This window comes from Nocardioides agariphilus (genome assembly GCF_015352445.1).
Lineage (GTDB): Bacteria > Actinomycetota > Actinomycetes > Propionibacteriales > Nocardioidaceae > Nocardioides > Nocardioides agariphilus.
This window is the reverse complement of record NZ_JADKPO010000022.1, coordinates 57,588-83,789: the sequence shown is the minus strand read 5'-3', so window position 1 is coordinate 83,789 and position 26,202 is coordinate 57,588. Positions and strand designations below refer to the sequence as shown.

Here is a 26,202-nt window from a genome sequence, read left to right as displayed (position 1 = left end):
TGAGGAGGTCGCGCCAGCGACCCGTCTCGAAACCACCCCCACCGCCGGTTGAGGAGGTCGCGCCAGCGACCCGTCGCCCGCTGGTTGAGGAGGTCGCGCTAGCGACCGTCTCGAAACCACCCCCATCAGACGTGTCCGTCACCGGGTTTACGCCGAGCGTTCGTTCCTCACGCTCGACTGCTCAGCACAAACCCAAACGGCAGTTCGAGCCGGTGGGAGGCCATCAGCTGCTCGTCGCCGAGGATGTCCCGGGTCGGGCCGTCCGCGGCGACCACGCCGTCCGAGAGGATCACCGAGCGCGGGCACAGCTCCAGCGCATAGGGCAGGTCGTGGGTGACCAGCATCAGCGTCACGTCGAGCGAGGTGAGGATTTCCGCGAGCTCGCGCCGCGAGGCGGGATCGAGGTTGGAAGAGGGTTCGTCGAGCACCAAGATCTCCGGCTGCATCGCGAGCACCGTCGCGACGGCGACCCGCCGACGCTGACCGTAGGAGAGGTGGTGTGGCGGACGGTCCGCATAGGCCGCCATGCCGACCGCCTCGAGTGCATCCATCACCCGGCGGTCGAGCTCTTGGCCGCGCAGCCCCAGGTTGCGGGGGCCGAAGGCGACGTCCTCGCGGACCGATCCCATGAACAGCTGGTCGTCGGGGTCCTGGAAGACGATGCCGACCCGGCGTCGGACCTCCAGGAGGTTGTCCTTGGTCACCGGGAGCCCCGAGATGCTCACGGTGCCCAGGCCCGGCGAGAGGATGCCGTTGAGGTGCAGGACCAGGGTGGTCTTGCCGGCGCCGTTGGGACCAAGGAGGGCCACGCGCTCGCCCTGATGCACGTGGAGGTCCACCCCGTGCAGGGCCTGGTGGCCGTCGGGGTAGGCGAAGGCCACGCCTTGGAGGTCGAGGACGGGCGTGCTCACCGCGAGACTCCCCCGTCGTACCCGCGAGACAGCATCGCCAGGTGCACCCGCTCGCCCCGCTCGTAGGAGCGGATGAACAGCACGCCCACCGACTTCGCGAGCACCGGCCACTGGCGTGGGTCACGAGCGCTGAAGCCGCGGGACTGTCGCGCGATGTGCATCCGCCACAGCTCGTCGGTGACGACGTCGAGGTAGCGGATCATGAAGCCCATGATCTGCACGAGCAGCGACGGCACGTGCAGCCGCTCGAGCCCGGCGAGCAGCGCACGCGGCTCGGTCGTGGCCGCCAGCAGCAGGCTGGCCAGCACGCCGAGAGTGCCCTTGACCAGCAGGCCCCACGCCCCCAGGAGCCCGTGCTCGGACAGCGAGATCCCGAGTACGTCGGTGCGGGGCCCGGTCGCCACGAACGGCAAGACCAGTGCGAACACCACGAACGGCACCTCCACCACCATCCGCTTGGCGAGGTACGTCGGGGGCACGTGCGAGACGGCGACGAGCGCGGCCAGCACCAGCAGGTAGATCCCGAAGACGGGGAACCACCCTCGCGGCGTCGCGACCACGGTGAGCATGAAGACCACCAGGGCGACCAGCTTCACGTGCGCCGGCAGGCGGTGCAGCCAGGAGTGGCCGTGGAAGTGGAGCTTGTGCCCGTGCGGGGAGCCCACGTCAGGCCTCGTCGGAGCTGCGGCGCCGCCGCAGGAAGAGGACGAGCACCAAGACGATCGCGAGCACAGCGACCACTCCGACGACACCTGACCAGCCGCCGTAGGCGAACGGGCCGTCGTGAGAGGTGCCGGCGGACGCGAAGCCGTGGTCCTGGGAGACCTTGGTCAGGCCGTCGGGGTCGCCAGAGGCGTAGCGGCTGCCGATCCCTGCGACCAGGAGCGCCACCGCGATCCCGGCCACCACGAGCCAGCGCGTCGACACCTTGGTCATCGCGCGGCTCCCTTGAGCACGAGGGTGCGTTGCGCGAGCACCGGCCGTGCGCCGTACACGAGGTCGGGCCGCACGGCCGCGATGCTGCCGACGGCCAGGAAGGTGATCAGCGCCTCGCCGATCCCGATGAGCGTGTGGACACCCACCATGGCCGTGGCCAGCGCGCCGAGCGAGATGTCGACGGACCCGCCGACCGCATAGAGGCCGACGAAGGCGAGCGAGGCGACAGGGACCGACAGCAGGGCACCGATCGCCGCGGCCGGCGCGACCATCGAGACGCGCTTGGGCAGCACTGCCTGGGTGATCTTGAACAGCGCCCAGCCGACGACGACCGTGACGATGCCCATCAGGAGGATGTTGGTGCCGAGCGCCGTGATGCCTCCGTCGGCGAACAGCAGGCACTGCACCACGAATACGACGCTGAGGCACAGCAGGCCGGTGTAGGGGCCGACGAGCACAGCAGCGAGCGCACCTCCCAGCAGGTGTCCGCTGGTGCCCGCACCGACGGGGAAGTTGATCATCTGGGTCGCGAACACGAACGTCGCCACCAAGCCGGCCAGCGGCGCGGTGCGGTCGTCGAGCTCACGCCGGGCCCCGCGCAGGGCGATCGCGATGCCGACCGCGGCGACGGCCCCCGTGGCCACCGACGTCGGAGCATCGAGGAAGCCGTCCGGCACGTGCATGGGTGGTCCCTCCCCTGGAGTTGTGCGGCCACTTCGACCCTAGGGAGAAGCTGACGTTGTTGCAAGACGCTTGCAACAAGGATCGGCTCTCGACAGTGGTTCGACGCCGACTCGTCTGCGGATTGCCGCCTACGTCCAGACTGGCGGCAGCAGCGGCATCACTTGAGGAGATCTCGGCCGATCACCATCCGCTGGATCTGGTTGGTGCCCTCGAAGATCTGCGTCACCTTCGCGTCGCGGAAGTAGCGCTCGGCCGGATAGTCGCGGGTGTAGCCGTTGCCCCCGAGCACCTGCACCGCCTCGGTCGAGACCCGCATCGCGGCATCCGACGCACAGAGCTTGGCGATGCTGGCCTGCCGGGAGAACGACCGGCCGGCGTCCTTGAGCCGTGCCGCGTGGAGGTACGTCGCCCGGGCACGCTCGACCTCGACCCCCAGCTCGGCGAGGAGGAACTGCAGCCCCTGGAACTCCCCGATCGCCTTGCCGAACTGCTGGCGCTCGCGCGCGTAGCCGACAGCCAGCGCCATGGCTCCTTGCGCCAGGCCGGTGGCGACCGCGGCGATGCCCAGCCGGCCCGAGTCGAGCGCCGAGAGAGCGACCTTCATGCCGTCACCCTCCTCGCCGATCCGGTGGCCCACCGGGATCCGCGCCTGGTCGAAGAGCACCTGCGTGGTGACGTCGCACGCCAGGCCCATCTTCTTCTCCGGGGCGCCGAACGACATGCCCGCGGTGTCCGCAGGTACGACGAACGCGCTCAGGCCCCGCGTCGGATGGTCTCCGGTGCGGGCGAACAGGATGTAGTAGTCGGCACACGAGCCGTTGCTGATCCACTGCTTGGTGCCGGAGACGACGTACTCCCCGTTGTCAGCGGAGCCGTCGAGCCGCGCGCGCGTCTTGATGCCGCTCACATCGGAGCCCGCCTGCGGCTCCGAGAGGCAGTAGGCCCCCAGCCACTCGCCGCTCAGCATCCTCGGCAGCCACGTCGCGCACTGCTCCTGGCTCGCGTTGGCGGCGACGACCGAGGCGGTCAGCGTGTGCACGCTCAGGCCGACGGCCACGCTCGGCCAGACGGCGGCGATCTCCTCGACGACCTGGAGGTACACCTCGTAGGGCTGCTCCCCGCCGCCGTACTGCTCCGCGAACGGCAGGCTCATCAGCCCCGACTTGCCGAGCAGGGCGTACGCCGCCGCGGGGAACTCGCCGTTCTCCTCCGCGTCGTGCACCTGCGGGGCCAGCTCCTTGGTCGCCAGCTCGCGCGTGAGCTCGAGGAGCGCCTCGGCCTCCTCGGTCGGCAGCAGTCGGTCGACGGTCGTGGCCATCCGCCGATACTAGGCGTCCCTACTATCCCGCCCCGAGCGCCTGCTCCTGGCAGGATGCCCGGGTGGAGGGCTCGGTGCTGGTCGGGGGCGTCCTCGTCGCCGGACTGGGGATCTTTCTGGTGGGCGCCTCGGCATGGCGGCTGGAGTACCAGCGCCCACTGCCGGAGTCGCTCCTCGCCGTCCACCGGGACCGCCGCCGCTGGACCTGGATCCACGTGTGGATGGTGGCAGGAGTGCTCGTCACCTCCGCCGGGCTGGCCGGCCTGGCGCAGATCCTGGCAGAGCCCATCGCATCAGCCCTCGCCGGCATGGCGGCAGCGGTGTACGTGTCCGGTGGGGTCTGCTGGATAGCGTCGATCGCGTTTCGACTGACCGTGGTGCCCTGGGCGGCGGAGCGAGCAGCCGCTGACGGGGACGTCTCTGACGGCTTCATCGTCTACGACCGATGGGCCGGAGCGCTGTACTGCGTCCACATGCTCAGCGCGTACGCCGCATCCGCCGTGCTGGGGCTCGCCGTCCTCCAGTCCGACCCGTTGCCGACGTGGCTCGGCTGGGTCGGCGTCGGGTGGGGGCTCGCCTTCGCCATCGGCCTCGTGGCGACGCGGTTCGCGGGGCCGTTCAACCCGCCCTTCTGGGCCCACCTCTACACGGCAGGCGTCGGCGCGTACCTCCTCCTCCACTGAGGTGGCGCGGTCTTGGCGACTGGCCCAGCCAGGCCGTCCTCAACCGGAGGGGGTGCTCGTCAGTGGCTGCTCCGGCGCGGTCGCGTCGGTCAACGGCGGGGTCGGCGCGAGTGAGACGAAGTCACCGACCTCGAACACTCCGGTCGTCTGCAAGGTGACGGCCTGGACGCCGACGGGACGCCCGTCACGGTAGGTCACCAGCGAGACCCCGGCCGGACGTCGTGGCTTGCTGCCGAGGGCGAAGGCGTAGGCCGCGCCGCCCGTCGTACCGGTCGTGTAGCTGTAGCCGGTCGCGCCGTTCTCGCCCACGACCCGGGTCGGGCCCGCCTGCACGTGGGTGTGCCCGCCGACGACGAGGTCGGCGCACCCGCGCGCCAGGGCCGCGGCCCCGAGGTTGGCGTCGTGCACCACCAGCGTGGCGACCCGGCGCCCGAGGTCCTGGGCCTCGCACGCGACGTCGGCCAGCCGGTCGCCCACCTCGGCGAACGAGAGCCCCGTCTCGTCGCGCCAGTTGCCCAGGCCGCTCGAGCGCGGGTCGTCGACGCCGAGGAGTCGGATGCCCGCCGGCCCGATCAACGTCTCTGCGTCGAGCATGGTCCACCCGTGCTCGCCCAGGTAGCCGCGCACGAACGACCCGTGGTCGTGGTTGCCCGCCACGCCGAACCGGTCGTAGTCCTCGAACGCCGAGGTCACCGAGTCCAGGCTGAACGCCTCCCACGTCCGGCCCACCGACGTGTCGTCACCGAGGTCCAGCACCATCGTCGCGCCGCCCGCGTCGCCGACCGCACGGGCCACCTGGTCCATGCCGATGTTGTCGTGACGGTCGGAGACCAGCAGCGCCACGGTCTCGTCCGCGGCGGGTTGACGCAGCTCCAGCCCGGCGGCCGCCTGCGCCGCCGCGGTGTAGAACGTCTTGCTCTGGTCGTAGGTCGAGATCGCGCTTTCGATCAGCCGCCTGGTCTGGTTGGTGGTGACGTCGCCGAGCACCTCGATGTCGGACACCTCGTCGGGCAGCGGCACCTCGGGTCCGAGGAAGTCGGCAAGGGGGACCCAGTCCTGTCCGGCGAACACGGTCGGGTCCTCGTCGGACCACGGCTCCCACCACAGCACCACGGCGAGCATCAGCACCAGCCCGACCTCGAGCAGTCGCAGCCGCCGCGCGCGATGGAGGAGCTCGTCGCGCCGCCGTCGGCCCACCAGCCACCACAACCCCAGGGGGATCAGCCCCACGAGCGCGCCCCGGAGGGCCGCCGCGACCACCATGTCGCCGAGCGCCTCGCGCACCTTCGCGATCTGGCCCTCTGGCTGGCTGGCGATGGCGGCATAGCGCTGGAGCAGCTCGTCGACGGAGGTGGCGTCGGTCTTGCCGAGCGTGATGTCGACGCCGATCCGGCTCCCGGACGGCTGACGTACGTCGGGCAGCACCGGTCCGGTGTGCAGCACGACGTAACCGGTGAGGGAGGGCCTGAGGTTCGCGTCGTGGGTCGCCAGCACCAGCGTGCGGCTGCTGCCGAGGAAGGCCGCCATCGCCGCGAGCAGCGCCACCACGAACCAGACGGCGACCGCCACGGCGGCGCCGGCGTAGCGGCGCCGTCGCGCATTGGCCACGGGGGCCACCTCAACCAGCGACGCGGGCCTGCGACACGGCGTACAGCGCGACGCTCGCGGCGACACCCGCGTTGAGCGACTCGACCTGGCCGGCCATCGGGATCGAGACCAACTGGTCGCAGGTCTCGGCGACCAGGCGGGAGAGACCTGAGTCCTCGGAGCCGACGACGAGGACGAGGGGTCCGTCACCGAGGTCGAGGTCGGGCAGGCTGACGTTGCCGTCGGCGGCCAGGCCGACGACCATGCAGCCGGCTTCCTGATAGCACTTCAGCTGCCGCACCAGGTTGACCGCCTGGGCGACCGGGATCCGCGCAGCCGCTCCGGCACTGGTCTTCCAGGCGGACGCGGTCATCCCGGCCGCTCGACGCTCGGGCACGAGCACACCGTGGGCACCGAAGCCTGCTGCACTGCGCACGACCGCCCCGAGGTTGCGCGGGTCGGTCACCGAGTCGAGCGCGACGATCAGCGGCGGCTCACCCGCCTCGGCAGCACGGTCGAGGAGGTCGTCGGCGTGGGCGTACTCGTAGGCCGGGATCTTCGCCGCCAGCCCCTGGTGCACAGCGCCGCTGGTGAGCCGGTCGAGCTCGCGGCCGGTCACCTCGAGCAGGCCGATGTGGTGCTCGCTGGCGAGCTTGAACGCCTCGCGCAACCGGCCGTCTCGCTCGGCCCCCTCGGCGACGTACAACGTCTTGACCGGTACGCCGGCCCGCAACGCCTCCACGACCGGGTTGCGGCCCGCGATCCACTCGGCCTCCCCGCCGGTGTTGCGGCGGCGTGGCCGAGCGGCTGCGGCCTTCTCTGCGTTGGCCTTCTGCTTGTAGACCTTGTGGTTGGGTCGGTCCTTCGCCTTCGGCGTCGGGCCCTTTCCCTCGAGGCCGCGCTTGACGCGACCTCCGGAGCCGGCTGTCGGCTTCTTGGCGGTCTTGCGGATCGCGCCTCGGCGCGCTGAGTTACCGGGCACTGGTCACTTCTCTCACCCTGTCGTCGGCAAGGTCCACACGGGACCGGCCGGGGTGTCCTCGACCTCGATCCCGGCAGCCTTGATCTGGTCACGGATAGCGTCGGCTCGGGCCCAGTCCTTGGCCACCCGCGCGTCGGCACGCTCGGCGAGCAGCCCCTGGACGAGCGCGTCCACGGCCGCGGCCATGCGGCTGTCACTCGACGAGGTGGCGCTCGGCCAGCCGGGATCGGTGGGGTCCAGACCCAGCACACCCAGCATGTCGACGACCTGACGCACAGCCGTGATCAGGGCCGGCGAAGGGCCGTCGGCGAGCAGCTTGTTGCCCTCGCGGACCGTGTCGTAGAGGACGGCGACCGCAGCGGGCGTGCCGAGGTCGTCATCCATCGCAGCCACGAAGGCATCGGGAAGGGGTACGTCGGCGGGGGCGCCCACGCGAGCCGGCGACGTCGGCCGCTCGTCGTGCCCGATGCCGATCGCGGCAGCGCGGTCGAGGAAGTTCTCGATCCTGCGGAACCCGGCTGCCGCCTCGTCGAGCGCCTCGAAGGAGAACTCGACGTGCGAGCGGTAGTGGGCGGCGATCATGTAGAACCGCAGCTCGATCCCGCGCACCCGCTTGAGCACCTCGGGGATCAGCAACGAGTTGCCGAGCGACTTGCTCATCTTCTCGCCGGCAGTGGTGATCCAGGCGTTGTGCAGCCAGTACGACGCGAACGCGTGGCCCGCCGCGCGCGACTGCGCCTGCTCGTTCTCGTGGTGGGGGAAGCGCAGGTCGACGCCGCCGCCGTGGATGTCGAAGGCCGTGCCGAGATACTTGCCGGCCATCGCCGAGCACTCGATGTGCCAGCCGGGACGTCCGGGTCCGTAGGGCGAGGGCCAGGCCGCGCTCTCGGGCTCCGACTCCTTCTTCCAGCCCTTCCAGAGGGCGAAGTCGCGCGGGTCCCGCTTCCTGGCCATCATGGGCGGGTCTGCGTCCTCAGCCGGGGCCATGTCGTCGACGCCCTGGTTGGTCAGCTCGCCATAGGCCGGCCAGGACCGCACGTCGAAGTAGACGTCGCCCGACCCGTCCTCGGCGGGGTAGGCGTGGCCCCTGGCGATCAGCGTCTGGATCAGCTCGAGCATCTCGGGCACGTGAGCGGTGGCGCTGGGCTCGTAGGTCGGCGGGAGCACGTTGATCGATGCCAGGGCCTTGTCGAGCTCGCGGTGCATCGCGTAGGCGAGGTTGAACCACGGCCTACCCTGCTCGGCGGCCTTGGCGAGGATCTTGTCGTCGATGTCGGTGACGTTGCGGATGAAGGTGACCTGGTAGCCCTGGTGGGTCAGCCACCGGCGCAGCACGTCGAAGTTCACCGCCGACCGCACGTGACCCACGTGCGGCTCGGACTGGACCGTCAGGCCACACACGTAGATGCCGGCCTTCCCCTCCTCGAGGGGCACGAAGTCACGGACTTCGCGGGTCGCGGTGTCGTAGAGCCTGAGGGTCACCGGGAAAGTCTATGGTCGAACGATGCTTTGCCCTTCTTCTCGGCCGCTCGCTTGCCCGCGCGCCCTGGTGACCCTGCTCGTGGCCGGCCTCCTGGTCTCGTTGAGTAGCCTCGCGCCCGTGACGTCGGCGTCGGCAGCAACGGCCAAGCGCAACATCACCTTCACGCGCTTCGCAGGTCAAGGCCTGGCCGCCGGACACCACCGCGGCACCCTCGTCCGTGACGGCGCGATCGTCTTCGGCTCACGGGCGGGCCAGAGCCAGTACGCCGGCCGCACCTACGAGCGGGCCCGCTGGACCGCGCCGTGGCAGACCTCCACCTTCGCCTTCACCGAGCTCATCGCGTCCTGGTCGGCCCGCACCCCCGGCGACTCGTTCATCGAGGTCGAGGTCCGCGGCCGCAACGCCCAGGGCACGCAGAGCTCGTGGGACCTGCTGGGCCGGTGGGCCGCGGGCGACCGCTACGTGCGCCGCACCACCACCTCACCCCAGTCCGACGACCTCGCCTCGGTCGACGTCGACACCTGGAAGGTGCGCGGCACCGGCGGCCTGGTCTCCTGGCAGCTGCGTCTCTCGCTCTACCGCAAGGCCGGCACCCGCGGCCCGACCGTGTCGATGGTCGGCGCCGTGGCCAGCCGCCTGCCGCGCGTGGCGACGGTGGCCGTGTCGACGCCCACGCGCAACGTCGGCACCGAGCTCGACGTGCCGTCGTACTCCCAGATGGTCCACGCCGGCGACTACTCCCAGTGGGGCGGCGGCGGTGAGGCCTGGTGCTCGCCGACCTCGACCTCGATGGTGCTGGGCTACTACGACGCCTTGCCCCGGCCGTCTGCCTATCGCTTCGTGCCCGCCGGGCACCCGGACCCGTGGGTCGACTACGCCGCCCGGCGCACCTACGACACCGACTACGAGGGCACGGGCAACTGGCCGTTCAACACGGCGTACGCCGCCCGGCTCGCCGGCGACGCGTTCGTGACGCGGCTGCGCTCGTTGAGGGAGGCGGAGAAGCTCGTCGCCGCGGGCATCCCCGTGGTGGCCTCGGTCTCGTGGGGGTCGGGTGAGCTGACCGGCGCGCCGGTGTCGTCGTCCAACGGCCACCTGCTGGTGATCATCGGCTTCACCGCGAGCGGTGACCCGATCGTCAACGACCCGGCGGCCAAGACCAACGCCGGCGTGCGACACGTCTATGACCGCGCCCAGTTCGAGAACGCCTGGCTGCCCACGTCCGGTGGCACCGTCTACGTCATCCACGACGCCGCGCATCCGCTGCCAGCCGCCTCGACGCAGGCCAACTGGTAGCCGGGCTCAGGTCACCTGGACCGACACCTGGTGCCAGCCGGTCGCGCCATCGGGGATCACGTCGGCGACCGCGCCGGTCTGCACCAGGCCGTCGCTGTCGGTCGCCCTCACCCGCAGGATGTGGTTGCCCTTCTCGACCGCAACGTTCGCGGTCCACTGCACCCAGCTGTCGATGTTGGTGGCCGAGGCGATCTCGGCCGGCTGCCAGGCCCCGCCGTCGACCGACACCTCGACCGCGCCGATGCCGGTGTGCTGGGCCCAGGCCATGCCGCCGACCCGCACGTCGCCGGCGTCGACCTCGTCGCCGTCGCGAGGTACGTCGATGCGCGAGGCGATCTTCACCGGCGCCTGCTCCGACCAACCGCGGTCGGTCCAGAACGCCGAGAACTCCGAGAACGAGGTGACCTCCCAGTCGACCACCCACTTGCAGGCCGAGACGAAGCCGTAGAGGCCGGGCACCAAGGTGCGCACCGGGAAGCCGTGCTCGATCGGGAGGGCCTCGCCGTTCATGCCGACGGCGAGCATGGCGTTGCGGTCGTCGGTCAGCGCGGCGACCGGCGTGCCGCACGTCCAGCCGTCGTCCGAGGTCTGCAGCACGGCGTCGGCACCGTCCTTCACGCCGGCCTCCGCCAGCAGGTCGGCGGTGCGAACGCCGCTCCACCAGGCGTTGCCGATCAGGTCGCCGCCGACGGGGTTGGACACGCAGTTGAGGGTCACCCAGCCCTCGGTGAGCTCACGGTCCATCAGGTCCTCGTAGGTCAGCACCACCTCTCGCTCGACCATGCCGTGGATGCGCAGTCTCCAGTCCTTCGGGTCGATCGCGGGCGGGATCAGCACGGTGTGGATCAGGTAGAAGTCGTCGTTGGGCGTCTGCCACGAGGTGATGCCGGCGACGTCCAGCGAGACGCCGGGCGGCGGCTCGGGCGCGCTCACGCCCTGGAGGCGCAGCAGGCGGCGGGCCGCCTCGACCTGCCGCCGACCTCGTCCGATGACCCTGCCGAGCACGGCGACGCCCACCGACGCAGCCGCCACCAGCCCGGCGCCGACCAGGAAGCCTCGTCGCGGCAGGCCGCCCGGCTGGTCGGGTCCCGTGGCCGTGCCCGACACAGATGCGTCCCGCTCGCCGCTGCGCAGGCTCTCGGTGAGGACCGACAGGCAGACCACCCAGGCCACGAAGCCGACCACCACCGGGATCAGGTCGGTCGACTCCGAACCGTGCTGCACCACGACGGCGACGCCGCCGAGCAGGGAGACCGAGCCGACCCCCACCATGGTCAGCCACCACGAACGCCGGGCCAGGCCACCGGTCAAGGCGAAGACCAGGGCGAGGCCGACGAGGATCCCCGTGACGAGCAGCGGCTTGTCACGCTGGCCCACGATCGAGATCGCCTTCTCGGCGATCGGACCAGGTGTGAGCTTGATGATGAGCTCCGCCACGGCCACCACCGGCGACTCGCGGATGCTCATCACCATCGCCGCGAAGTAGCTCGCGGCTAGCCCCGCGCCGCCAGCGACGACGCCCGCCACCCACCAAGCAGGCCTGCTGGGATGGCCGGATGCACTCACCCCTCGATTCTGGCTCAGGCATGATCGGGGCGTGCACGCAGACGCCTTACGACCCGGTGACGTCCCGCTTCCTCGGGTCGGCGTGGGCATCGACGTACACCGCCTGGCCCCAGGTACGCCCATGCACCTGGCCGGGCTGGCCTGGCCCGACGAGGACCAGGGACTCCAGGGGCACTCCGACGGCGACGTCGCGGCTCACGCCGCATGCGACGCGATCCTCTCGGCCGCGGGCCTGGGCGACCTCGGCTCGCAGTTCGGCACGGCCGACCCCCAGTGGGCAGGTGCGTCCGGGGTGGCGTTGCTCGCCGAGACCGCGCGCCGTGCACGGGATGCGGGCTTCGCGATCGGCAACGTCGCCGTCCAGGTGATCGGCGACCGCCCGCGCCTCGGCTCGCGCCGCTCGGAGGCCGAGGCCGCGCTGTCCGAGGCGGCCGGCGCATCCGTGACCGTCTCGGCCACCACCACCGACGGCCTGGGCCTCACCGGCCGTGGCGAGGGCGTGGCAGCGATCGCCACAGCCCTCGTCGTACGCCGTCAGTGACGTACGTGCTGTCTCGACGGCCCTTGAGACAGCCGGTACGTCACTGACGGCGAGGGATCACACTCCGCCGAACAGCGTCAGGGTGCCGTTGACGACCGGGGCCCAGGCGTCGACGGACTGCTCGAACTCCTCGGGGGGTGCGTGCTCGGCGGTCATGATGATCGCGGTGCCGTCTTGGCGTACGGCGCAGATCAGCAGGCCCTGGAGCGGAACGGAGGCCTGCTGGTCGGTCCAGATCGCGCGGTACTGCATGCCGGCCATCGAGACCACCGAGCCGAACGACTGCAGCGGCGCGATGTCGGTCTTCTCGAGCTGCGTGTACGCCTGCTGCGGCAAGATCCCCTCCAGCGAGGCGGCGATGACCGAGGCTGCGTCGGTCGACGGGTCGACCGTGCCGGTGATGGCGTAGACGAAGGTGTTCTGGCCGTCGCCGAGCAGCACGTCCACGTCACCTTGGCCGACCACCTCCCAGCCATCGAGCACCGGCACCTGCACGCCGTTGCCGATCGTGACCACGCTCTGGTCGTCCGAGCCGAGGTCGATGCCGCCTGCCAAGGAGTTCGACCCGTCAGACGGCGCGATCGAGGGCCCGTCGCTGGACCCTTCGGTGGACTCCGACCCACCCGGCGACGGCTCGGCACTGCCCACGGGGTCGGGGTCGAGGATGCCTCCCCCGCCGTCGGTGGCCCCGTCAGTGCCCCCGTCAGTGCCCCCGTCAGTGTCCCCGTCGGCTCCCGGCTGGATGACGACGCCCGGACCGCCCTTCGGAGGGCTCAGCTTCGCGTCGTCGTTGAACACCGCTCCTGCCAGACCACCCAGGGCACCGACCGCGACGACGCCGGCCACGATCAGGCCGATGGTGCTGCCCCGACTCGAGGCGAAGGGACTCGACTGCCCGCTCATGCGGCACCCCCCGTCGCCCCATCGCCCGGCCCGTCGCCCGGCCCGCCGCCCGGCCCGCCGCCTGCCGACGCGCTCATGCGGCGCCGCGCCTGGTGGCTGCTGGAGCGCACCGAGGTGCCGCAGACCATGCAGAAGTTGGAGTTGTCGAGCAGGGGGTTCTCGCACTCCGGGCAGACGCTGTCGTCGACCGTGGCCCGCTTGGACCTGATCCCGTCCGTGCGGACGGCGTCCTCGACAGCGGCCTCCAGGAGCGCGGCCTGCATCGTCACGCGGATCCGCAGGACCAGCACGGTGAGGATGACGAAGCCCCACAGGAGGCCCAGGGCCTGGCCGAACGGCACGTAGGACAGCATGCGCACGCCGAGCCAGTAGCCGACGTTGGCCGCGACAGCCAGCCCGAACGCCGCGAAGTACGACGGCTTGAACCCGTCGTACCCCTCGCCCTTCCCGGAGAACGCGGCCACCGCGATGCCGGTCGCAGTGCCGTAGATGAGGGACTTCACCACCATCAGGTTCACCACCACGACGGCCCAGGACGCCAGGCCGTCAGTGGTGCGGAAGTCGGCGGAGGTGAACACCGAGGAGTAGAGGACGATCGTCTCGAGGGCGGCGTACGCCGTGCCAGCCGCGATGCCGAAGGTCAAGCCGTCGACCATGTCGTCGAACTGGGGCCGCGTCGCCAAGAACACGGCGCCGAGGTTCTTGGCGATCTCGGCCACGATCGGCAGCAGCACGGCGAAGATCAGCAGAGCCGGCAGCGACAGCGAGTCGATGCCGACGCGCGAGCCCGCGGCGAAGGTGTTGAACTCGTCCTCGAAGACCCACCGGAAGAAGAACAGGGTCACCAGGACCGACAGCACGCCGGTGCCGACGAACAACGCGGCGACGACCGGGACCGGTGCGTCCTCCCACATGTTCACGTCGTAGACGTAGACCAGGTAGACGATCGGGATCAGGAAGGCCGCGGACGCTACCGCGATCGGCAGCAGACCCAACCCCGTCGCCGCCACGATCAGCACGGCGCTGAGGATCATCGCCCAGCGGTAGTTGTCGGCGGTCTGCCGGTTGGAGTGGGGCAGGATCGTCGAGATGAGGGCGAACTGGTTCACGCCCTCCGACGACTGCACCGCATAGGAGCCGGCTCGCGTCGATGCGCTACCACGCAGAGAGGCCCCGCAGCGGTAGCAGTAGAGCGCTACCTCCGGACTCTCGGTGGAGCAGGTGGGACAGGCCACGGGGTTACCTCTCGTTCACGAGGTGTGGGGCACACCGTCGGCAGGACATGTCGAGGGCAGGCTATTTGGCGCAGCGATGCTGCGGAAGGGATTTCGGCACGATCCGGTCGGAGAAAGTGGCGACCGGGAGCCCCTGGTTGCGGCAGGATCTCCCATCATGAGGCGACGATGGGGCCGACTCCTCGCCATGCCGGCTGTCGCCGCACTGGTGCTCGCGATGACGGCATGCGACGACCGGGGCATCGGGAGCGACGCAGATCCGGGTCCCCGGACGCTGATCGCCTCGGCCGCCTACGCCAACAGCGCCCCCGACGCCGACGTCTCGGGGCGGCTCGCCGACCTCCAGCGCGGCATCGACAAGCTGCGCGCGAGCACGGGTTCGGGCTGGGTGGGGCGTCAGGACGACCTCACGGGGTATCTCGGCGAGCTGTCGGGCGGCCGCTACTCGCCGGCTGACCCGGCCGACGCCACCGACGCCCGCGAGACCGCGGCGGCCTTCCTCGCGGAGTACGCCGAGGACCTGTTCGGCGTGCCGGCCGATGCGGTGGTCGTGCCGAGCGAGAGGGAGATCGACGCAAGCGGCAGCATCGTGCTCCGGGCTCCGCAGGAGATCGCCGGCGTGCCGGTCCTGGACGGCGGCCTGGTGATGACCCTCGGCGGCGACGAGGAGCAGGCCCGCCTCAACATCGTGCGAGGCCGGGTCTACCCCGGCCTCGACGTCCTCACCGACCCACGCGTTCCGCCGCGACTGGCCGAACGAGAGGCCGTGCGCCTGAGCAACGGCCAGGTCAAGGGCACGCCTCGCCTCGTCGTGCTGCCGCGCGAGACCGGCATGCTCGCGTGGGAGGTCAACGTCTTCGCCGCCGGCAAGTCCGGGGCGGGCGTCCAGCTCAGCGACGGTCTCTACTACCTGGACGCCGTCACGGCCGACCTCATCGAGGTGCGGCCGACCACGGCCGAGCTCGCCGCCCCGGCGGTCTACAGCAAGCTGCTGTCGAAGGCCTCCCCACGGGTCTCGCGCAAGCTCTCCCAGATGGTCCTTGCCAGCCTCGCGGCACCGAAGGGCCAGCCGGTCGAGGTGAGCGGCAACGCGCCCTACATCGGCAAGGTCACCGCCGAGGGCCTGCGCACTCCCCAAGGCGTGGCGCTGATCGACACCACCACCCCGAGCTACCAGGCGTCCTCGGGCCGTGGCGGCATCTACACCTTCACCGCCGACGGCTCGAGCAGCAACTCCGACCTGCCCGGCCGCCAGTACGTCGAGGACTCCACCAACATCCGCGACCCCGACGCCATCAGCGCCCAGAAGATCAGCCGCGTCGTCTACGACTACTACGCCGGCATCGGGCGCAACTCCTGGGACGGCAAGGGCGCCTCGATGCTCTCGACCGTCAACTTCAGCGACGGTCAGTTCTGCAACGCCTTCTTCAGCTCCGGGCTGGAGCAGATGGTCTACGGCAACCCCTGCAAGGGACCTCACGGCGAGATGCAGCTGGTCACCCTCGACGTGACGGGCCACGAGGTCACCCACGGCGTCACCAGCTCCACGGCAGGCCTCAACTACACCGGACAGTCGGGGGCGCTCAACGAGTCGTTCTCCGACTACTTCGGCAACGTCATCGGCGACCGCTTCTACCAACATGACAGCGACACCCTCGGCGAGGACGGCTGCGACGACGTGACCGGTGCCCAGTCGCTCTGCTCGGCCAACCCGTCCGGCGACCTGGCCACGCGCTACCTGCTCAACGGCAACACGATGAACGACTACCTCAACGTCATCGACCCGCCGTTTCGCTGGACCATCGCCGTCGGCCGGATCACCGACAACGGCGGCGTGCATCTCAACTCGGCCATCTGGAACAACGCACTGTGGACGATCCGCAACCGCCTGGCCCAGATCGACAACAAGCCCGCCTACCTGTCCCAGCGAGCCGCCGACTTCGACCTGATCGTCTACTACACCCTCACCCACCAGCTCGGCCCGAACTCCTCGATGCTCGACGCCGCCAACGCGGTCAAGGACACCGCCGTCAAGGCTGGCGCGGACGCGGCGATCATCAGGGTGGCCAAGGAGGTCTTCGACCAGAGCGACCTGTGCGGAGGCTGCTACGACCCGGGCCCGGTCGCCGGCAGCATCCTCAGCAACAAGCCGCAGTCCGAGGTCAGCCCGGTGGTGTCCGGCAAGAACACCGCGTGGATCAACCCCGTCGGCGGCCCCGGCACCCCGTCGGTCAGCGGCGGCCTCTCCTCCAACCCGATGACCTACGACATCGCCTGGGCCGGCGACTCGCTGGTCACCATGGAGCTGACCAACTCCGGTGAGGCCGTGATGCTGCACCAGCGAGGCGGACGCACGACCAAGCTGGAGAACCTGCAGTACTCCACGTTCGTGGCTGGTCTGGGCGGCTCCGAGGACGGCGCCGCCTGGTGGACGGCAGAGACGAACACCCTCAGCTACGTCGACGACCGCGGCAAGGTCACCCGCACCCGCGTCAACGGTCTGGGTGGCGACGACGTCACCGCGGTGGCCGCTGGCGGCGGCACCGTCGCGTTCGGCACCAGCCAGGGCCGCGTCGTCTACTGGAAGCCCGGCACCAACCAGTTCGGCCTGGTCGGCAGCATGTCGGGCAGCGTGTTGTCGCTGGCGGCCTACGGCCCCAACCTCGTCGCCGTCGACAGCAAGCAGTCCGCCGATGTGTTCACGACCAACGGGCGCACCACGCACGTGAGCGACTTCGCGTTCCCGTTCGGGGCGGCCGCCAACGCCGAGTACGCCGTGTTCCCCGTCGCCGTCGACAGCCTGCCGGGTGGCGTGAGCAAGGCCATCGGTGGCCAGATGCCCGACACCGACCTCTACCTCTACTCCTTCAAGACCGGGAAGATCTACAGCCCGCTCGAGGAGCGCGGCCAGCAGGGCTTCCCCTCGATCTCGGGCAGCAGGCTGGTCTGGCAGGACGGCGTCTTCGGTGGCGACGACATCATGGAGGTCAAGCTGCCCTCCGGCCTGTGATCCTCGGGGTGCTGGGCTCAGGAGGCCTTGACCTCACGCCTGCGCCCGACGAGCACGACCCCCTCGACGATCCGCACCTCATAGGTCGGCACCGAGACGTGCTCGTCGTCCAGACAGCGCCCGGTCCGCAGGTCGTAGGCATGGCGGTGGCGCGGCGAGCCCACGAACGGCACGCCGTCCCGGCTGCCGACGATGCCCTTGGCCAGCACCGCGGTCCGGTCGAACGGGTCGTGGTTGCCCAGGGCGTAGACGTCACCGTCCGTCGAGCGGAAGATCGCCATCGACTGCCCGTGCACCAGCGCGCTCACCCCGCGCTCGACCTCGAGCTCGGCGACCCGGCAGACCGGTGACCACTCCTCCGTCGGGCTCATGTCGAGACGCTAGGTCCGCGATGTTGTCGTGGTGTTTCCGCGTGTTACGTCGGCGTCAACAACGGCACCCGCCGGACGAGGAGTGATCCGGCGAGCCTCGTGACCACCAGCACCTAGGCTGACCCGCATGACCGAGCCCGACGCCGCAGTGATCGTGGTGGCGGCCGGCTCCGGCACTCGTGCGGGCGGCGAGCTCAACAAGGTCCTGACCGTCGTGGCCGGCCTGCCCGTGGTGGCCTGGTCGGTTCGCACGGCCCTGGCGCTGCCCGACGTACGACGGGTGGTCGTGGTCCACCGTCGCGACGAGCGCGAGGCGATGGGCCAGGCCCTCGCCCCCCACCTCGGCGAGGCCGAGGTGGTGCTGGTGGCCGGCGGCGACACCCGCCACGCGTCGGAGTGGCAGGCCCTGCGCGTCATCGCCGACGAGATCGACTCGGGCGCCATCACCGTCGTGGCCGTGCACGATGCGGCGCGCCCGCTCGCCGACGACGACCTGTTCGCCCGGACCCTGGCGGCAGCTCGCGAGCACGGGGGCGCGGTGCCCGTCGTCCCCCTCGAATCCGTCGTACGCCGCGACGGCGCGGAGGTGGGCCACGACCAGCTGGTGACCGTGCAGACGCCGCAGGCCTTTCGCGCCGTCGAGCTGCTGGCGGCCTACCGCGCCGCAGAGGCCGACGGCTTCACCGGCACCGACACGGCGTCGTGCGTCGAGAAGTACGCCGGCGTGCCGGTCGTCGCGGTGCCCTCGACGCAGTCCAACCTCAAGGTCACCTTTCCCGGCGACGTCGAGCTCGCCGCACGCCTGCTCACGTCGGCCGGCTGAGCTCCTCCAGCAGCCGCACGTCATCTGTCGTCGAGACCCGCGAGGCCTGCGCCGGCGCCTCGAGGAGCTCGACCGGTCCGCCACGTCGCAGCGCCTGGACCAGCAAGGCGAGGTCGAGCGCTGGGTCGGCGAGCAACGCGGCATCGGTGGTCACCCGGCTGGCGGGCACGACGACCGGGGACGCCACGCGCGCCAGGACATCGCGGTCGACGGTCTGCCCCAGCCACCCGTCACGGACGGTCTTGACCGTGTCGGTGACCGGACGCACGCCCGCCACCACGACGTCGTCGGCGACGGCTCGACGTACGCACGCGGCGATGAACTCCGGCGGCGTCATCGGGCACAGCGAGTCGTGCAGGACCAGTGGGAGGTCGGCGTCGGCGAGACCCTCGACCGCGGTCCTGGCGTCGACCGGCAGCACGCCGGCCGCCGACAACGCCCAGGTGGCAGTGGTCACCAACGCCTCGCCGTGCACGAGAGCGAACGGCAGGGAACCGCGACCCTCGTCGAGCACTCGTCCCAGACCGATCACCTGAGCGTCGGGCCAGACCTCCATCGCGCTCATGGGCACAACGTAGACGCCCCGTCCGGTGAGACCGGACGGGGCGTCTAGTGGTTGATGCAGTTGGACTACCTCAGGAGGCGAGCACCTCGTCGAGGATCGCCTCGGCCTTGTCCTCGTTGGTGTGCTCGGCCAGGGCCAGCTCGGAGACGAGGATCTGGCGAGCCTTGGCCAGCATCCGCTTCTCTCCTGCCGAGAGGCCACGGTCACGCTCGCGGCGCCACAGGTCGCGGACGACCTCGGCCACCTTCATGACGTCACCGCTGTGGAGCTTCTCGAGGTTGGCCTTGTAGCGACGCGACCAGTTGGTCGGCTCCTCGACGTGAGCGGCGCGCAACACGTCGAAGACGCGGTCCAGGCCCTCCTTGTCGACCACGTCGCGAACCCCGACCAAGTCGAGGTTGCACGCCGGGACGCGGACCACGAGGTCCTGCTGAGCGACGATCCGAAGGACGAGGTATTGCCGGTCCTCCCCCTTGATCGTGCGCATCTCGATGTCTTCGATGACTGCGGCCCCATGGTTCGGGTAGACAACCGTTTCGCCGACGGTGAAGGTCATATGTTCAGTACCCCTTTCCAGGTGACCAGTCTAACACGTCAGAAAATGAGCGACCGGCACGTTTGTGCAGGTCAGAGGCCTTTTGCGGGCTTGACAAGACCCTTTTTCTGTGCCGTCGCGGGGTGCTCGGCCAGGCGCGGACCCTGGTCCGGTCCTGCGCGATTCATGCCTGGAACCTCGTCGCTGCCTCGTCCTGGGGCCGATACTGGCGAGCATGTGGCCGGTGCACCTCGTCCGCGCTGCGCACCCGCTGCACGCCCTGGCGACGGCTCTCGTGCTGGCCGTCGCGGCCCTGGCCAGCGGCCGGCCCACGCGCGAGGCAGCCCTGGTGGCCGCGACCGTCCTGGTGGGCCAGGCGGTGATCGGCTGGCACAACGACCTCGCCGACCGACGCCGCGACGCGGGTCACCAGCGCGCGGGCAAGCCGGTGGCGTCGGGGGTGCTGGAACCTGGCACGGCGTGGTTCGCGCTGGCATGTGGGGTGCTCCTGCTCGTCCCGCTCGCCCTCGCCAACGGTGTGACGGCCGGACTCGCCTACCTGATGTCCGTGCTGGCGGCACTGCTCGGCAACGTCGTGCTGCGCCGTACGGCGCTCTCGTGGCTGCCCTGGGCGGTCTCGTTCGGCCTGCTGCCCGCGTTCTTGTCCTACGGCGGGTGGGGCGGCCGCGCCGAAGGCGACCCACCGACCATCCTGGTGACCGTCCTGGCCGCCCTGCTGGGCGTCGCCGCCCACGTCTTGTTGGCCCTGCCCGACCTGGTCGACGACAACGTCGACGGGCTGCGCCACCTGCCGCTGAGGCTGGGACTGCGCCTCGGGGCGCCGCGGCTGCTGTGGATCGCGATCGGCGTCACGGTGTTCTTGGCGGCCTCCCTGGTGGTGACCGGGACGACGGTCGGCCTGCGGCAGTAGGGTCGCTAGGCTGTCGCTCGCCACCCGTCGACCAACGAAGGCCTGTGAACCCCATGGACCGTCGGCTCTCGCGCCGCAAGCTCGCCGTCTGCATCGGAGCGCTCGTTCTCGCCCTACCCGGTGTCTCCGCCTGTGGCTTCAACTACGCCACGGACAAGGAGAACAACATCGTCAACGGCACCAACGACAAGGACGGCGTCGTCGACGTCCTGAACGCGTTGATCGTCTCCGGCGAGGCGGGATCCGGCACGTTCGTCGCATCGTTGTCCAACAACGACACGACCAAGCCGATCTCCCTCGAGTCACTCGACTTCGGGTCCAGCTCCACGGTGCAGGTGGCCGGTTTCTCGCCGATCGAGGTGCCGGCACACGGCCTGGTCAACCTCGCCGACGGTCAGGGCATCAAGGTGTCGGGCGACTTCCAGGCCGGCGACTTCATCAACGCGACGCTGAGCTTCGACAACGGCGACACCGCCCAGTTGGACGTCCACGTGGTCAACGCGGACGACGAGTACACCGGGCTCGACAACGGCACCGGCGTGCCATCCCCCGCCGCGACCGCTTCGGCCTCATGACCTACGAGCTGATCCTGCTTCGCCACGGCGAGAGCGAGTGGAACGCCAAGAACCTCTTCACCGGCTGGGTCGACGTGGACCTCAACGACAAGGGGCGCGGCGAGGCCGTCAACGGCGGCCGGCTGCTTGCCGATGCCGGCCTTCTCCCCGACGTCGTCCACACCTCGCTGCTGCGACGCGCGATCACCACGGCCAACCTCGCCCTCGACGCCTGCGATCGCCACTGGATCCCCGTGCGCCGCTCGTGGCGTCTCAACGAGCGCCACTACGGCGGGCTGCAGGGCAAGGACAAGAAGCAGACCCTCGCCGAGTACGGCGAGGAGCAGTTCATGCTGTGGCGCCGCTCCTACGACGTCCCGCCACCGCCCATCGACGACGACAACGAGTGGTCGCAGGTCGGCGACCCGAGATACGCCGGCCTGGGCGACGAGATGCCCCGCACCGAGTGCCTCGAGGACGTCATCGCCCGGATGCTCCCCTACTGGGACTCCGACATCGTCGCCGACCTGAAGGCCGGCCAGCGGGTCCTGGTCGCCGCCCACGGCAACAGCCTGCGAGCCGTGGTCAAGCACCTCGACTCGATCAGCGACGACGACATCGCCGGCCTCAACATCCCGACCGGCATGCCGCTGGTCTACCGCCTCGACGACGACTTGCGCCCCACCGTGCCGGGCGGCGAGTACCTCGACCCCGAAGCCGCCGCTGCCGCTGCGGCCGCGGTGGCCAACCAAGGTAGGTAGCGGTCGGGCTCCGCTCGGCGGTGGCTAGTGCCGCACTAGGCCTCCGTACTGACCGGGAACTGCCCGGTAACGACGAAGACCACGCGGTTGCCGACCGAGACGGCGTGGTCGGCGATGCGCTCGTAGTAGCGGCCGAGCAGCGCGATGTCGACGGCGGCCTCCACGCCGTGCTCCCAGTCGTCGGAGAGCAGCTGGCTGAAGCTGGTGCGTCGCAGCATGTCCATCTCGTCGTCGTCGCGACCCAGCACGATCGCGGCCTCGACGTCGCGCTCGGTGATGATCTGGGCCACGCGGGCGACCATGTCCTCGGCCACCTCGGCCATCCGGGCCACGGTCGGGCGCACCTGGTCCGGTACGGCGATCGCCGGCACGCGCAGGCGCGCGATCTTGGCCACGTGGACCGACAGGTCGCCCATCCGCTCGAGCTCGCTGACCATCCGCAGCGCCGAGACGATGACCCGGAGGTCGCCGGCCACGGGCTGCTGCAAGGACAGCAGGGAGAAGCAGTTGTCCTCGACCCGCACGGTCGCCTCGTCGATCACGGAGTCGGCACTGATGACCTCCTCGGCCTTCTCGGCGTCGCCGGTCAGGAGGGCCTGGGTGGCCAGCCGCACCGCCTGCTGGACGTTGCCGCACACGTCGGCGAGGTCGGCGAAGATGGAGTCGAGCTGGTCATGGAAGGCCTCACGCATAGAGCGGACCGTACGGGCGCTCGGTGACCACTTGGCGTCAAGCGGTGAACGCGCGGTGAACACTCATCGAGAGGCGGTCGCGGAAGCGGGTTGCGGGGCGCACCCTGCGTACGATCATGAATGTGGACGCGACCACGCAGGCATTCCTCGCGGCGCTCATCGGTGCGCTCGTGGCGGGCGGCGGCGTCCTCGCGTGGCACGTCAGCGAGCGTCAGCAGCACAGTCCACCCGAGCTGGACGCACCCGCGGTGCCGGAGGGGGTCGCCTCGGTGCTCTCGGTGCTGCGGAGCACGGCGGTCGTGGTGGGTGCCGACGACACCGTCTTGAAGGCGAGCGCTCCGTCCTACGCGATGGGCCTGGTCTCGGGCACCACGCTGGTCTCCCGCGAGCTCGCCGACCTGGTCTCGCAAGTACGCCGAGACGGCGAGATCCGCGAGACCGAGCTGTTGATGGCTCGCCAGGGAGCGGCCCCCCGCCACGTCACCGTCCGGGTCGCCCCGCTCTCCTCGACCCTGGTGCTCGCGCTCGTCGAGGACCGCACGCGCGAGCGACGGGTCGAGACCGTGCGGCGCGACTTCGTGGCCAACGTCTCCCACGAGCTCAAGACCCCGGTGGGGGCGATCAAGCTGCTGGCAGAGGCCGTGTGCGACGCGGCCGACGACCCCGTCGCCGTACGCCGGTTCGCCGGGCGGATGTCGACGGAGTCCGACCGCCTGTCTCGCCTCGTGCAGCAGATCATCGAGCTGTCGAGGCTCCAAGACGACGACCCGCTCGACGAACCTGTCGTGGTCTCGGTCGACGACGTCGTGGCCGCCGCCGTCGACGCCTCGACCATCGACGCGGCTGACCGGCGCATCCAGATCGCCATCAGCGGCACCCACGGCCTCAAGGTGTTCGGCAACGAGGAGCAGGTGCGGGCCGCCGTGGCCAACCTGGTGGCCAACGCGGTCGCCTACTCCGGGTCCGACTCCACGGTGCTCGTCACCGCCAAGCCTGGCAACGGCTCCGAGGAGGGCATGGTCGAGATCTCTGTGGTCGACCAGGGCATCGGCATCCCCAGCGGGGAACTGGACCGCATCTTCGAACGCTTCTACCGCGTCGACCCCGCGCGCCACCGGTCCACGGGTGGCACCGGCCTCGGGTTGTCCATCGTCAAGCACGTCGCGGCGACCCATGGTGGAGAGATCCGCGTGTGGTCGGTCGAGGGGCAGGGGTCGACGTTCACCCTGACCCTTCCGCGCGCCAACCAGGAAGTACTCACATGACTCGTGTTCTCGTCGTCGAGGACGAAGAGAGCTACTCCGACGCTCTTGCCTACATGCTGCGCAAGGAGGGGTACGACGTCGCCATCGCGGCGACCGGACCCGATGCGCTCAGCGAGTTCGACCGGCACGGCGCCGACATCGTGCTGCTCGACCTGATGCTCCCCGGGCTGCCCGGCACCGAGGTGTGCCGCCACATCCGGGCCACCTCCAACGTGCCGGTGATCATGGTCAGCGCCAAGGACGACGAGGTCGACAAGGTGGTCGGTCTCGAGCTCGGCGCCGACGACTACGTCACCAAGCCCTACTCGCCGCGCGAGCTCGTCGCCCGCATCCGCGCCGTGCTGCGGCGCGGCCAGGAGCCCGAGCTGGCCCCGATGACCCTCGAGGCCGGGCCGGTGCGGATGGACGTCGAGCGCCACGTCGTCACCGTCGACGGGTCCGAGCAGCGCCTGCCGCTCAAGGAGTTCGAGCTCCTTGAGATGTTCCTGCGCAACCCCGGCCGGGTGCTGACCCGTGGCCAGCTCATCGACCGCGTCTGGGGCTCCGACTACGTCGGTGACACCAAGACCCTCGACGTGCACGTCAAGCGCCTGCGGTCCAAGCTCGAGCCGGATCCGTCCGAGCCGAAGTACCTCGTGACCGTGCGCGGGCTGGGCTACAAGCTCGACCTCTGACAACTCGGCGGGATATCGGCGTACCCCGTCCGATAACCGCGTGTCCTGCCTCGGTGGTCGTTCCTAGGCTTGGCGGGTGAACGCAACGCCCGCAAGATCCTGGCTGCCGATCGCCGGCGTATCCGTGACGCTGGTGCTGTGGGCCTCGGCCTTCGTGGCGATCCGCCACCTCGGCAAGGACTTCACGCCCGGCTCGCTCTCCCTCGGCCGTCTGCTGGTCGGGTCGCTCGCGCTGGGTGCCTTCGCGGCGCCCAAGCTCCGCGCGCTGCCGCGTCCGACGCGACGCGAGTGGGCCTCGATCGTGGCGATCGGCGTTTTGTGGTTCGGCATCTACAACGTCGCGCTCAACGAGGGCGAGCACCACGTCGATGCCGGCACGGCGTCGATGCTGCTGCAGGTCTCCCCGATCCTGATCGCCGTGCTCGCCACGATCTTCCTCGGCGAGCGGTTCACCACCTACCTCGCGCTCGGGCTGGCGCTGGCCTTCTCGGGCGTCGCGCTGATCGGCCTCGCCGACGACGGCGGCGGCAGCCGCGACCTGCTGGGGGTTGCGCTGTGCCTGGTCGCCGCCGTCGTCTACTCCGTCAGCGCGATCCTGCAGAAGCCGCTCGTGGCACGCCTGCCGGCGCTCCACATCACCTGGCTCGCCTGCAGCGTCGGCGCGGTGGTCTGCCTGCCGTTCGTCGCCCAGCTCGTCGACGACGCTCGCGCCGCACCGACGTCGTCGATCCTCTGGGTGGTCTACCTCGGCGTCTTCCCGACGGCCATCGCGTTCACGACCTTCGCCTACGCACTGCGCCACATGAGCGCCTCGAGCCTGGGCGTGACGACCTACCTCGTGCCGCCGATCACGATCGTGATGGGGCTGGTGTTCCTGTCCGAGGCGCCGCCGACGATCGCCTACGCCGGTGGGGTGCTCGCGCTCCTCGGCGTCGCCGTCGCCCGCCGGGGCTCGACACGCCCCTCGTCCATCGGGGTGGCTCGACCACCGACATCCGACGAGCCGATCGTGCCGGACGACTCGACCATCACACCCACGCGCTGACATGCTGCGGCCGTGAGCGTCGTCGCAGCCCTCCTGGTCGCCGTCGTGGCCCTGATCCACGTCTACATCGTGGTGCTCGAGATGGCTCTGTGGACCAAGCCACCAGGCCGAGCCGCCTTCGGCACCGACGCCGAGTTCGCGGAGAAGTCCAAGACCCTCGCCGCCAACCAGGGTCTCTACAACGGCTTCCTGGTGGCCGGCCTGGTCTGGGGACTCGTGGCCGACAAGCAGGATGTCACCGTCTTCTTCCTGCTGTGCGTGATCGTCGCCGGGCTGTACGGCGCGGCGACGGTCAGCCGCCGGATCCTGGTCGTGCAGGCGGTCCCGGCCGCCCTAGCGCTGCTGTTCGTCCTGCTCGCCGCCTGAGGTCTCCAGCCAGCCGCGAAACGCCTCCAGGTTGGCCGTGGACTCGCCGCGCAGGTTGCGCCACTCCCACTCCTTGCGGATCGAGGACGCGAAACCGAGCTCCAGGATCGTGTTGAACGACTCGTCGGAGTAGGACAGCACCGAACCGAGCAGCCGGTCGAGCTCATCGCTCGTCACGGCCGCCAGCGGCAGCCGGGCGTCGAGGTAGATGTCGCCGAGCCGATCGACGGCGAACGCGACGGCGTACATCCGCAGGTTGCGTTCGAGCAGCCACCTGTAGACCGCCTCGTGGTTCTCATCAGGTGCCCGGCAGACGAAGGCGTGCACGCCCAACGCGTGGGGACCGAGGTCGAGGCGCACCGCTGTCTGCAGCTTGCGCTCGCCGGGCAGCGAGAAGCTGAAGACCCCGTCGGCGGGCTCGGTGAAGGCGATGTCGTGGTCGGTGAGGTGCTGGCGGACGACCTCGGCTGGATCCACCCGACCCA

General features: G+C 70.3%; 28 protein-coding genes. 12 read left to right on the top strand and 16 right to left on the bottom strand.

Annotated elements, in window-relative coordinates; genetic code table 11:
• Nucleotides 1-167 precede the first annotated feature (167 nt).
• The 5 genes from ISU10_RS15980 to ISU10_RS15960 form a co-directional block, all read right to left on the bottom strand.
• Nucleotides 168-911 (bottom strand): energy-coupling factor ABC transporter ATP-binding protein, encoded by a 744-nt coding sequence (locus ISU10_RS15980; RefSeq protein ID WP_194697412.1) that lies wholly within the window; start codon nucleotides 909-911, stop codon nucleotides 168-170.
• Nucleotides 908-1,576 carry a cobalt ECF transporter T component CbiQ gene (cbiQ, locus tag ISU10_RS15975; RefSeq protein ID WP_194697411.1) on the bottom strand — a complete coding sequence of 223 codons (669 nt, stop codon included), beginning with the start codon at nucleotides 1,574-1,576 and terminating at the stop codon, nucleotides 908-910. The genes ISU10_RS15980 and cbiQ overlap by 4 nt, the downstream gene beginning before the upstream one ends.
• A 1-nt stretch (nucleotide 1,577) precedes the next feature.
• The gene (locus ISU10_RS15970; RefSeq protein ID WP_194697410.1) at nucleotides 1,578-1,847 is read right to left on the bottom strand and encodes a PDGLE domain-containing protein; all 270 of its coding nucleotides are present in this window, start codon (nucleotides 1,845-1,847) and stop codon (nucleotides 1,578-1,580) included.
• The gene (locus ISU10_RS15965) at nucleotides 1,844-2,530 is read right to left on the bottom strand and encodes an energy-coupling factor ABC transporter permease (RefSeq protein ID WP_194697409.1); all 687 of its coding nucleotides are present in this window, start codon (nucleotides 2,528-2,530) and stop codon (nucleotides 1,844-1,846) included. Before ISU10_RS15965 ends, ISU10_RS15970 begins: the two co-directional genes overlap by 4 nt.
• Nucleotides 2,531-2,688: 158 nt before the next feature.
• On the bottom strand, nucleotides 2,689-3,849 hold the full coding sequence (locus ISU10_RS15960; RefSeq protein ID WP_194697408.1) for an acyl-CoA dehydrogenase family protein: 1,161 nt from the start codon (nucleotides 3,847-3,849) through the stop codon (nucleotides 2,689-2,691).
• Nucleotides 3,850-3,911: 62 nt separating this feature from the next.
• Between ISU10_RS15960 and ISU10_RS15955 the strand changes: the two genes are divergently transcribed.
• On the top strand, nucleotides 3,912-4,532 hold the full coding sequence (locus ISU10_RS15955) for a hypothetical protein (RefSeq protein WP_194697407.1): 621 nt from the start codon (nucleotides 3,912-3,914) through the stop codon (nucleotides 4,530-4,532).
• Between the two features lie 39 nt (nucleotides 4,533-4,571).
• Here the strand turns inward: ISU10_RS15955 and ISU10_RS15950 are convergent, their stop codons facing one another.
• The 3 genes from ISU10_RS15950 to cysS are packed head-to-tail and all read right to left on the bottom strand — an operon-like array spanning nucleotide 4,572 to nucleotide 8,583.
• A complete protein-coding gene (locus ISU10_RS15950) occupies nucleotides 4,572-6,140 on the bottom strand; it encodes a metallophosphoesterase (RefSeq protein ID WP_194697406.1) in 1,569 nt (522 codons plus the stop codon).
• 10 nt (nucleotides 6,141-6,150) lie between these two features.
• On the bottom strand, nucleotides 6,151-7,101 hold the full coding sequence (rlmB, locus tag ISU10_RS15945; RefSeq protein ID WP_194697405.1) for a 23S rRNA (guanosine(2251)-2'-O)-methyltransferase RlmB: 951 nt from the start codon (nucleotides 7,099-7,101) through the stop codon (nucleotides 6,151-6,153).
• Nucleotides 7,102-7,113: 12 nt separating this feature from the next.
• Nucleotides 7,114-8,583, bottom strand: a complete 1,470-nt coding sequence (gene cysS / locus ISU10_RS15940; protein WP_194697404.1) for a cysteine--tRNA ligase — start codon at nucleotides 8,581-8,583, stop codon at nucleotides 7,114-7,116.
• Nucleotides 8,584-8,701: 118 nt separating this feature from the next.
• Here cysS and ISU10_RS23880 point away from each other — a divergent pair, with 118 nt between their 5' ends.
• On the top strand, nucleotides 8,702-9,880 hold the full coding sequence (locus tag ISU10_RS23880) for a C39 family peptidase (protein ID WP_370865499.1): 1,179 nt from the start codon (nucleotides 8,702-8,704) through the stop codon (nucleotides 9,878-9,880).
• A gap of 6 nt (nucleotides 9,881-9,886) precedes the next feature.
• On the opposite strand, the gene ISU10_RS15930 is transcribed toward ISU10_RS23880, so the two are convergent.
• On the bottom strand, nucleotides 9,887-11,446 hold the full coding sequence (locus ISU10_RS15930; RefSeq protein WP_370865498.1) for a molybdopterin-dependent oxidoreductase: 1,560 nt from the start codon (nucleotides 11,444-11,446) through the stop codon (nucleotides 9,887-9,889).
• 31 nt (nucleotides 11,447-11,477) lie between these two features.
• On the opposite strand from ISU10_RS15930, the gene ispF reads away from it, so the two are divergent.
• Complete coding sequence (ispF, locus tag ISU10_RS15925) at nucleotides 11,478-11,987, top strand: 2-C-methyl-D-erythritol 2,4-cyclodiphosphate synthase (protein WP_194697401.1); 510 nt, start codon at nucleotides 11,478-11,480, stop codon at nucleotides 11,985-11,987.
• Nucleotides 11,988-12,044: 57 nt separating this feature from the next.
• Here ispF and ISU10_RS15920 read toward each other — a convergent pair whose 3' ends face one another.
• Nucleotides 12,045-12,890, bottom strand: coding sequence for a hypothetical protein (locus ISU10_RS15920; protein ID WP_194697400.1), 846 nt, complete (start codon nucleotides 12,888-12,890; stop codon nucleotides 12,045-12,047).
• A complete protein-coding gene (locus tag ISU10_RS15915) occupies nucleotides 12,887-14,125 on the bottom strand; it encodes a zinc-ribbon domain-containing protein (RefSeq protein WP_194697399.1) in 1,239 nt (412 codons plus the stop codon). Before ISU10_RS15915 ends, ISU10_RS15920 begins: the two co-directional genes overlap by 4 nt.
• 157 nt (nucleotides 14,126-14,282) lie before the next feature.
• Here ISU10_RS15915 and ISU10_RS15910 point away from each other — a divergent pair, with 157 nt between their 5' ends.
• Nucleotides 14,283-17,135 carry a M4 family metallopeptidase gene (locus ISU10_RS15910; RefSeq protein WP_194697398.1) on the top strand — a complete coding sequence of 951 codons (2,853 nt, stop codon included), beginning with the start codon at nucleotides 14,283-14,285 and terminating at the stop codon, nucleotides 17,133-17,135.
• Between the two features lie 17 nt (nucleotides 17,136-17,152).
• Here ISU10_RS15910 and nirD read toward each other — a convergent pair whose 3' ends face one another.
• Complete coding sequence (gene nirD, locus ISU10_RS15905; RefSeq protein ID WP_194697397.1) at nucleotides 17,153-17,506, bottom strand: nitrite reductase small subunit NirD; 354 nt, start codon at nucleotides 17,504-17,506, stop codon at nucleotides 17,153-17,155.
• 127 nt (nucleotides 17,507-17,633) lie between these two features.
• On the opposite strand from nirD, the gene ISU10_RS15900 reads away from it, so the two are divergent.
• Nucleotides 17,634-18,329 carry an IspD/TarI family cytidylyltransferase gene (locus ISU10_RS15900; RefSeq protein ID WP_194697396.1) on the top strand — a complete coding sequence of 232 codons (696 nt, stop codon included), beginning with the start codon at nucleotides 17,634-17,636 and terminating at the stop codon, nucleotides 18,327-18,329.
• Here ISU10_RS15900 and ISU10_RS15895 read toward each other — a convergent pair.
• Complete coding sequence (locus tag ISU10_RS15895; protein ID WP_194697395.1) at nucleotides 18,313-18,894, bottom strand: 2-C-methyl-D-erythritol 4-phosphate cytidylyltransferase; 582 nt, start codon at nucleotides 18,892-18,894, stop codon at nucleotides 18,313-18,315. The two genes, ISU10_RS15900 and ISU10_RS15895, sit on opposite strands and share 17 nt — an antisense overlap.
• A gap of 70 nt (nucleotides 18,895-18,964) precedes the next feature.
• Nucleotides 18,965-19,450: a CarD family transcriptional regulator gene (locus ISU10_RS15890; protein WP_125037520.1), complete on the bottom strand. Its 486-nt coding sequence runs from the start codon at nucleotides 19,448-19,450 to the stop codon at nucleotides 18,965-18,967.
• A gap of 214 nt (nucleotides 19,451-19,664) precedes the next feature.
• On the opposite strand from ISU10_RS15890, the gene ISU10_RS15885 reads away from it, so the two are divergent.
• Genes ISU10_RS15885 through ISU10_RS15875 form a run of 3 tightly spaced genes read left to right on the top strand, consistent with a single transcriptional unit; the run spans nucleotide 19,665 to nucleotide 21,675 of the window.
• Nucleotides 19,665-20,360: a UbiA family prenyltransferase gene (locus ISU10_RS15885; RefSeq protein ID WP_194697394.1), complete on the top strand. Its 696-nt coding sequence runs from the start codon at nucleotides 19,665-19,667 to the stop codon at nucleotides 20,358-20,360.
• Between the two features lie 44 nt (nucleotides 20,361-20,404).
• On the top strand, nucleotides 20,405-20,935 hold the full coding sequence (locus ISU10_RS15880) for a hypothetical protein (protein WP_194697393.1): 531 nt from the start codon (nucleotides 20,405-20,407) through the stop codon (nucleotides 20,933-20,935).
• On the top strand, nucleotides 20,932-21,675 hold the full coding sequence (locus ISU10_RS15875) for a phosphoglyceromutase (RefSeq protein ID WP_194697392.1): 744 nt from the start codon (nucleotides 20,932-20,934) through the stop codon (nucleotides 21,673-21,675). Before ISU10_RS15880 ends, ISU10_RS15875 begins: the two co-directional genes overlap by 4 nt.
• A 35-nt stretch (nucleotides 21,676-21,710) precedes the next feature.
• Here ISU10_RS15875 and phoU read toward each other — a convergent pair whose 3' ends face one another.
• On the bottom strand, nucleotides 21,711-22,367 hold the full coding sequence (gene phoU / locus ISU10_RS15870) for a phosphate signaling complex protein PhoU (RefSeq protein ID WP_194697391.1): 657 nt from the start codon (nucleotides 22,365-22,367) through the stop codon (nucleotides 21,711-21,713).
• Nucleotides 22,368-22,489: 122 nt separating this feature from the next.
• Here phoU and ISU10_RS15865 point away from each other — a divergent pair, with 122 nt between their 5' ends.
• From ISU10_RS15865 to ISU10_RS15850, 4 genes are all read left to right on the top strand, one after another.
• Nucleotides 22,490-23,632: a sensor histidine kinase gene (locus ISU10_RS15865; RefSeq protein WP_194697390.1), complete on the top strand. Its 1,143-nt coding sequence runs from the start codon at nucleotides 22,490-22,492 to the stop codon at nucleotides 23,630-23,632.
• Nucleotides 23,629-24,306 carry a winged helix-turn-helix domain-containing protein gene (locus ISU10_RS15860; RefSeq protein ID WP_194697389.1) on the top strand — a complete coding sequence of 226 codons (678 nt, stop codon included), beginning with the start codon at nucleotides 23,629-23,631 and terminating at the stop codon, nucleotides 24,304-24,306. Before ISU10_RS15865 ends, ISU10_RS15860 begins: the two co-directional genes overlap by 4 nt.
• Nucleotides 24,307-24,382: 76 nt before the next feature.
• Entirely contained in the window at nucleotides 24,383-25,351 is a 969-nt protein-coding gene (locus ISU10_RS15855; RefSeq protein ID WP_370865496.1) for a DMT family transporter, read from the top strand.
• 12 nt (nucleotides 25,352-25,363) lie between these two features.
• Nucleotides 25,364-25,717, top strand: coding sequence for a DUF1304 domain-containing protein (locus ISU10_RS15850; RefSeq protein ID WP_194697388.1), 354 nt, complete (start codon nucleotides 25,364-25,366; stop codon nucleotides 25,715-25,717).
• Here the strand turns inward: ISU10_RS15850 and ISU10_RS15845 are convergent.
• Nucleotides 25,685-26,194 (bottom strand): type III secretion system chaperone family protein, encoded by a 510-nt coding sequence (locus ISU10_RS15845; protein WP_194697387.1) that lies wholly within the window; start codon nucleotides 26,192-26,194, stop codon nucleotides 25,685-25,687. The genes ISU10_RS15850 and ISU10_RS15845 overlap by 33 nt on opposite strands.
• Nucleotides 26,195-26,202 lie beyond the last annotated feature (8 nt).

What these genes read in the sequence shown, in the direction of transcription:
- ISU10_RS15895 (WP_194697395.1), bottom strand. Translation starts at nt 18,894, where the DNA reads ATGAGCGCGATGGAGGTCTGGCCCGACGCTCAGGTGATCGGTCTGGGA.
- ISU10_RS15860 (WP_194697389.1), top strand. Translation starts at nt 23,629, where the DNA reads ATGACTCGTGTTCTCGTCGTCGAGGACGAAGAGAGCTACTCCGACGCT.
- ISU10_RS15965 (WP_194697409.1), bottom strand. Translation starts at nt 2,530, where the DNA reads ATGCACGTGCCGGACGGCTTCCTCGATGCTCCGACGTCGGTGGCCACG.
- nirD (WP_194697397.1), bottom strand. Translation starts at nt 17,506, where the DNA reads ATGAGCCCGACGGAGGAGTGGTCACCGGTCTGCCGGGTCGCCGAGCTC.
- ISU10_RS15910 (WP_194697398.1), top strand. Translation starts at nt 14,283, where the DNA reads ATGAGGCGACGATGGGGCCGACTCCTCGCCATGCCGGCTGTCGCCGCA.
- phoU (WP_194697391.1), bottom strand. Translation starts at nt 22,367, where the DNA reads ATGCGTGAGGCCTTCCATGACCAGCTCGACTCCATCTTCGCCGACCTC.
- ISU10_RS15970 (WP_194697410.1), bottom strand. Translation starts at nt 1,847, where the DNA reads ATGACCAAGGTGTCGACGCGCTGGCTCGTGGTGGCCGGGATCGCGGTG.
- ISU10_RS15890 (WP_125037520.1), bottom strand. Translation starts at nt 19,450, where the DNA reads ATGACCTTCACCGTCGGCGAAACGGTTGTCTACCCGAACCATGGGGCC.
- ISU10_RS15875 (WP_194697392.1), top strand. Translation starts at nt 20,932, where the DNA reads ATGACCTACGAGCTGATCCTGCTTCGCCACGGCGAGAGCGAGTGGAAC.
- ISU10_RS15900 (WP_194697396.1), top strand. Translation starts at nt 17,634, where the DNA reads ATGACCGAGCCCGACGCCGCAGTGATCGTGGTGGCGGCCGGCTCCGGC.
- ISU10_RS15920 (WP_194697400.1), bottom strand. Translation starts at nt 12,890, where the DNA reads ATGAGCGGGCAGTCGAGTCCCTTCGCCTCGAGTCGGGGCAGCACCATC.
- ISU10_RS15885 (WP_194697394.1), top strand. Translation starts at nt 19,665, where the DNA reads ATGTGGCCGGTGCACCTCGTCCGCGCTGCGCACCCGCTGCACGCCCTG.
- ISU10_RS15960 (WP_194697408.1), bottom strand. Translation starts at nt 3,849, where the DNA reads ATGGCCACGACCGTCGACCGACTGCTGCCGACCGAGGAGGCCGAGGCG.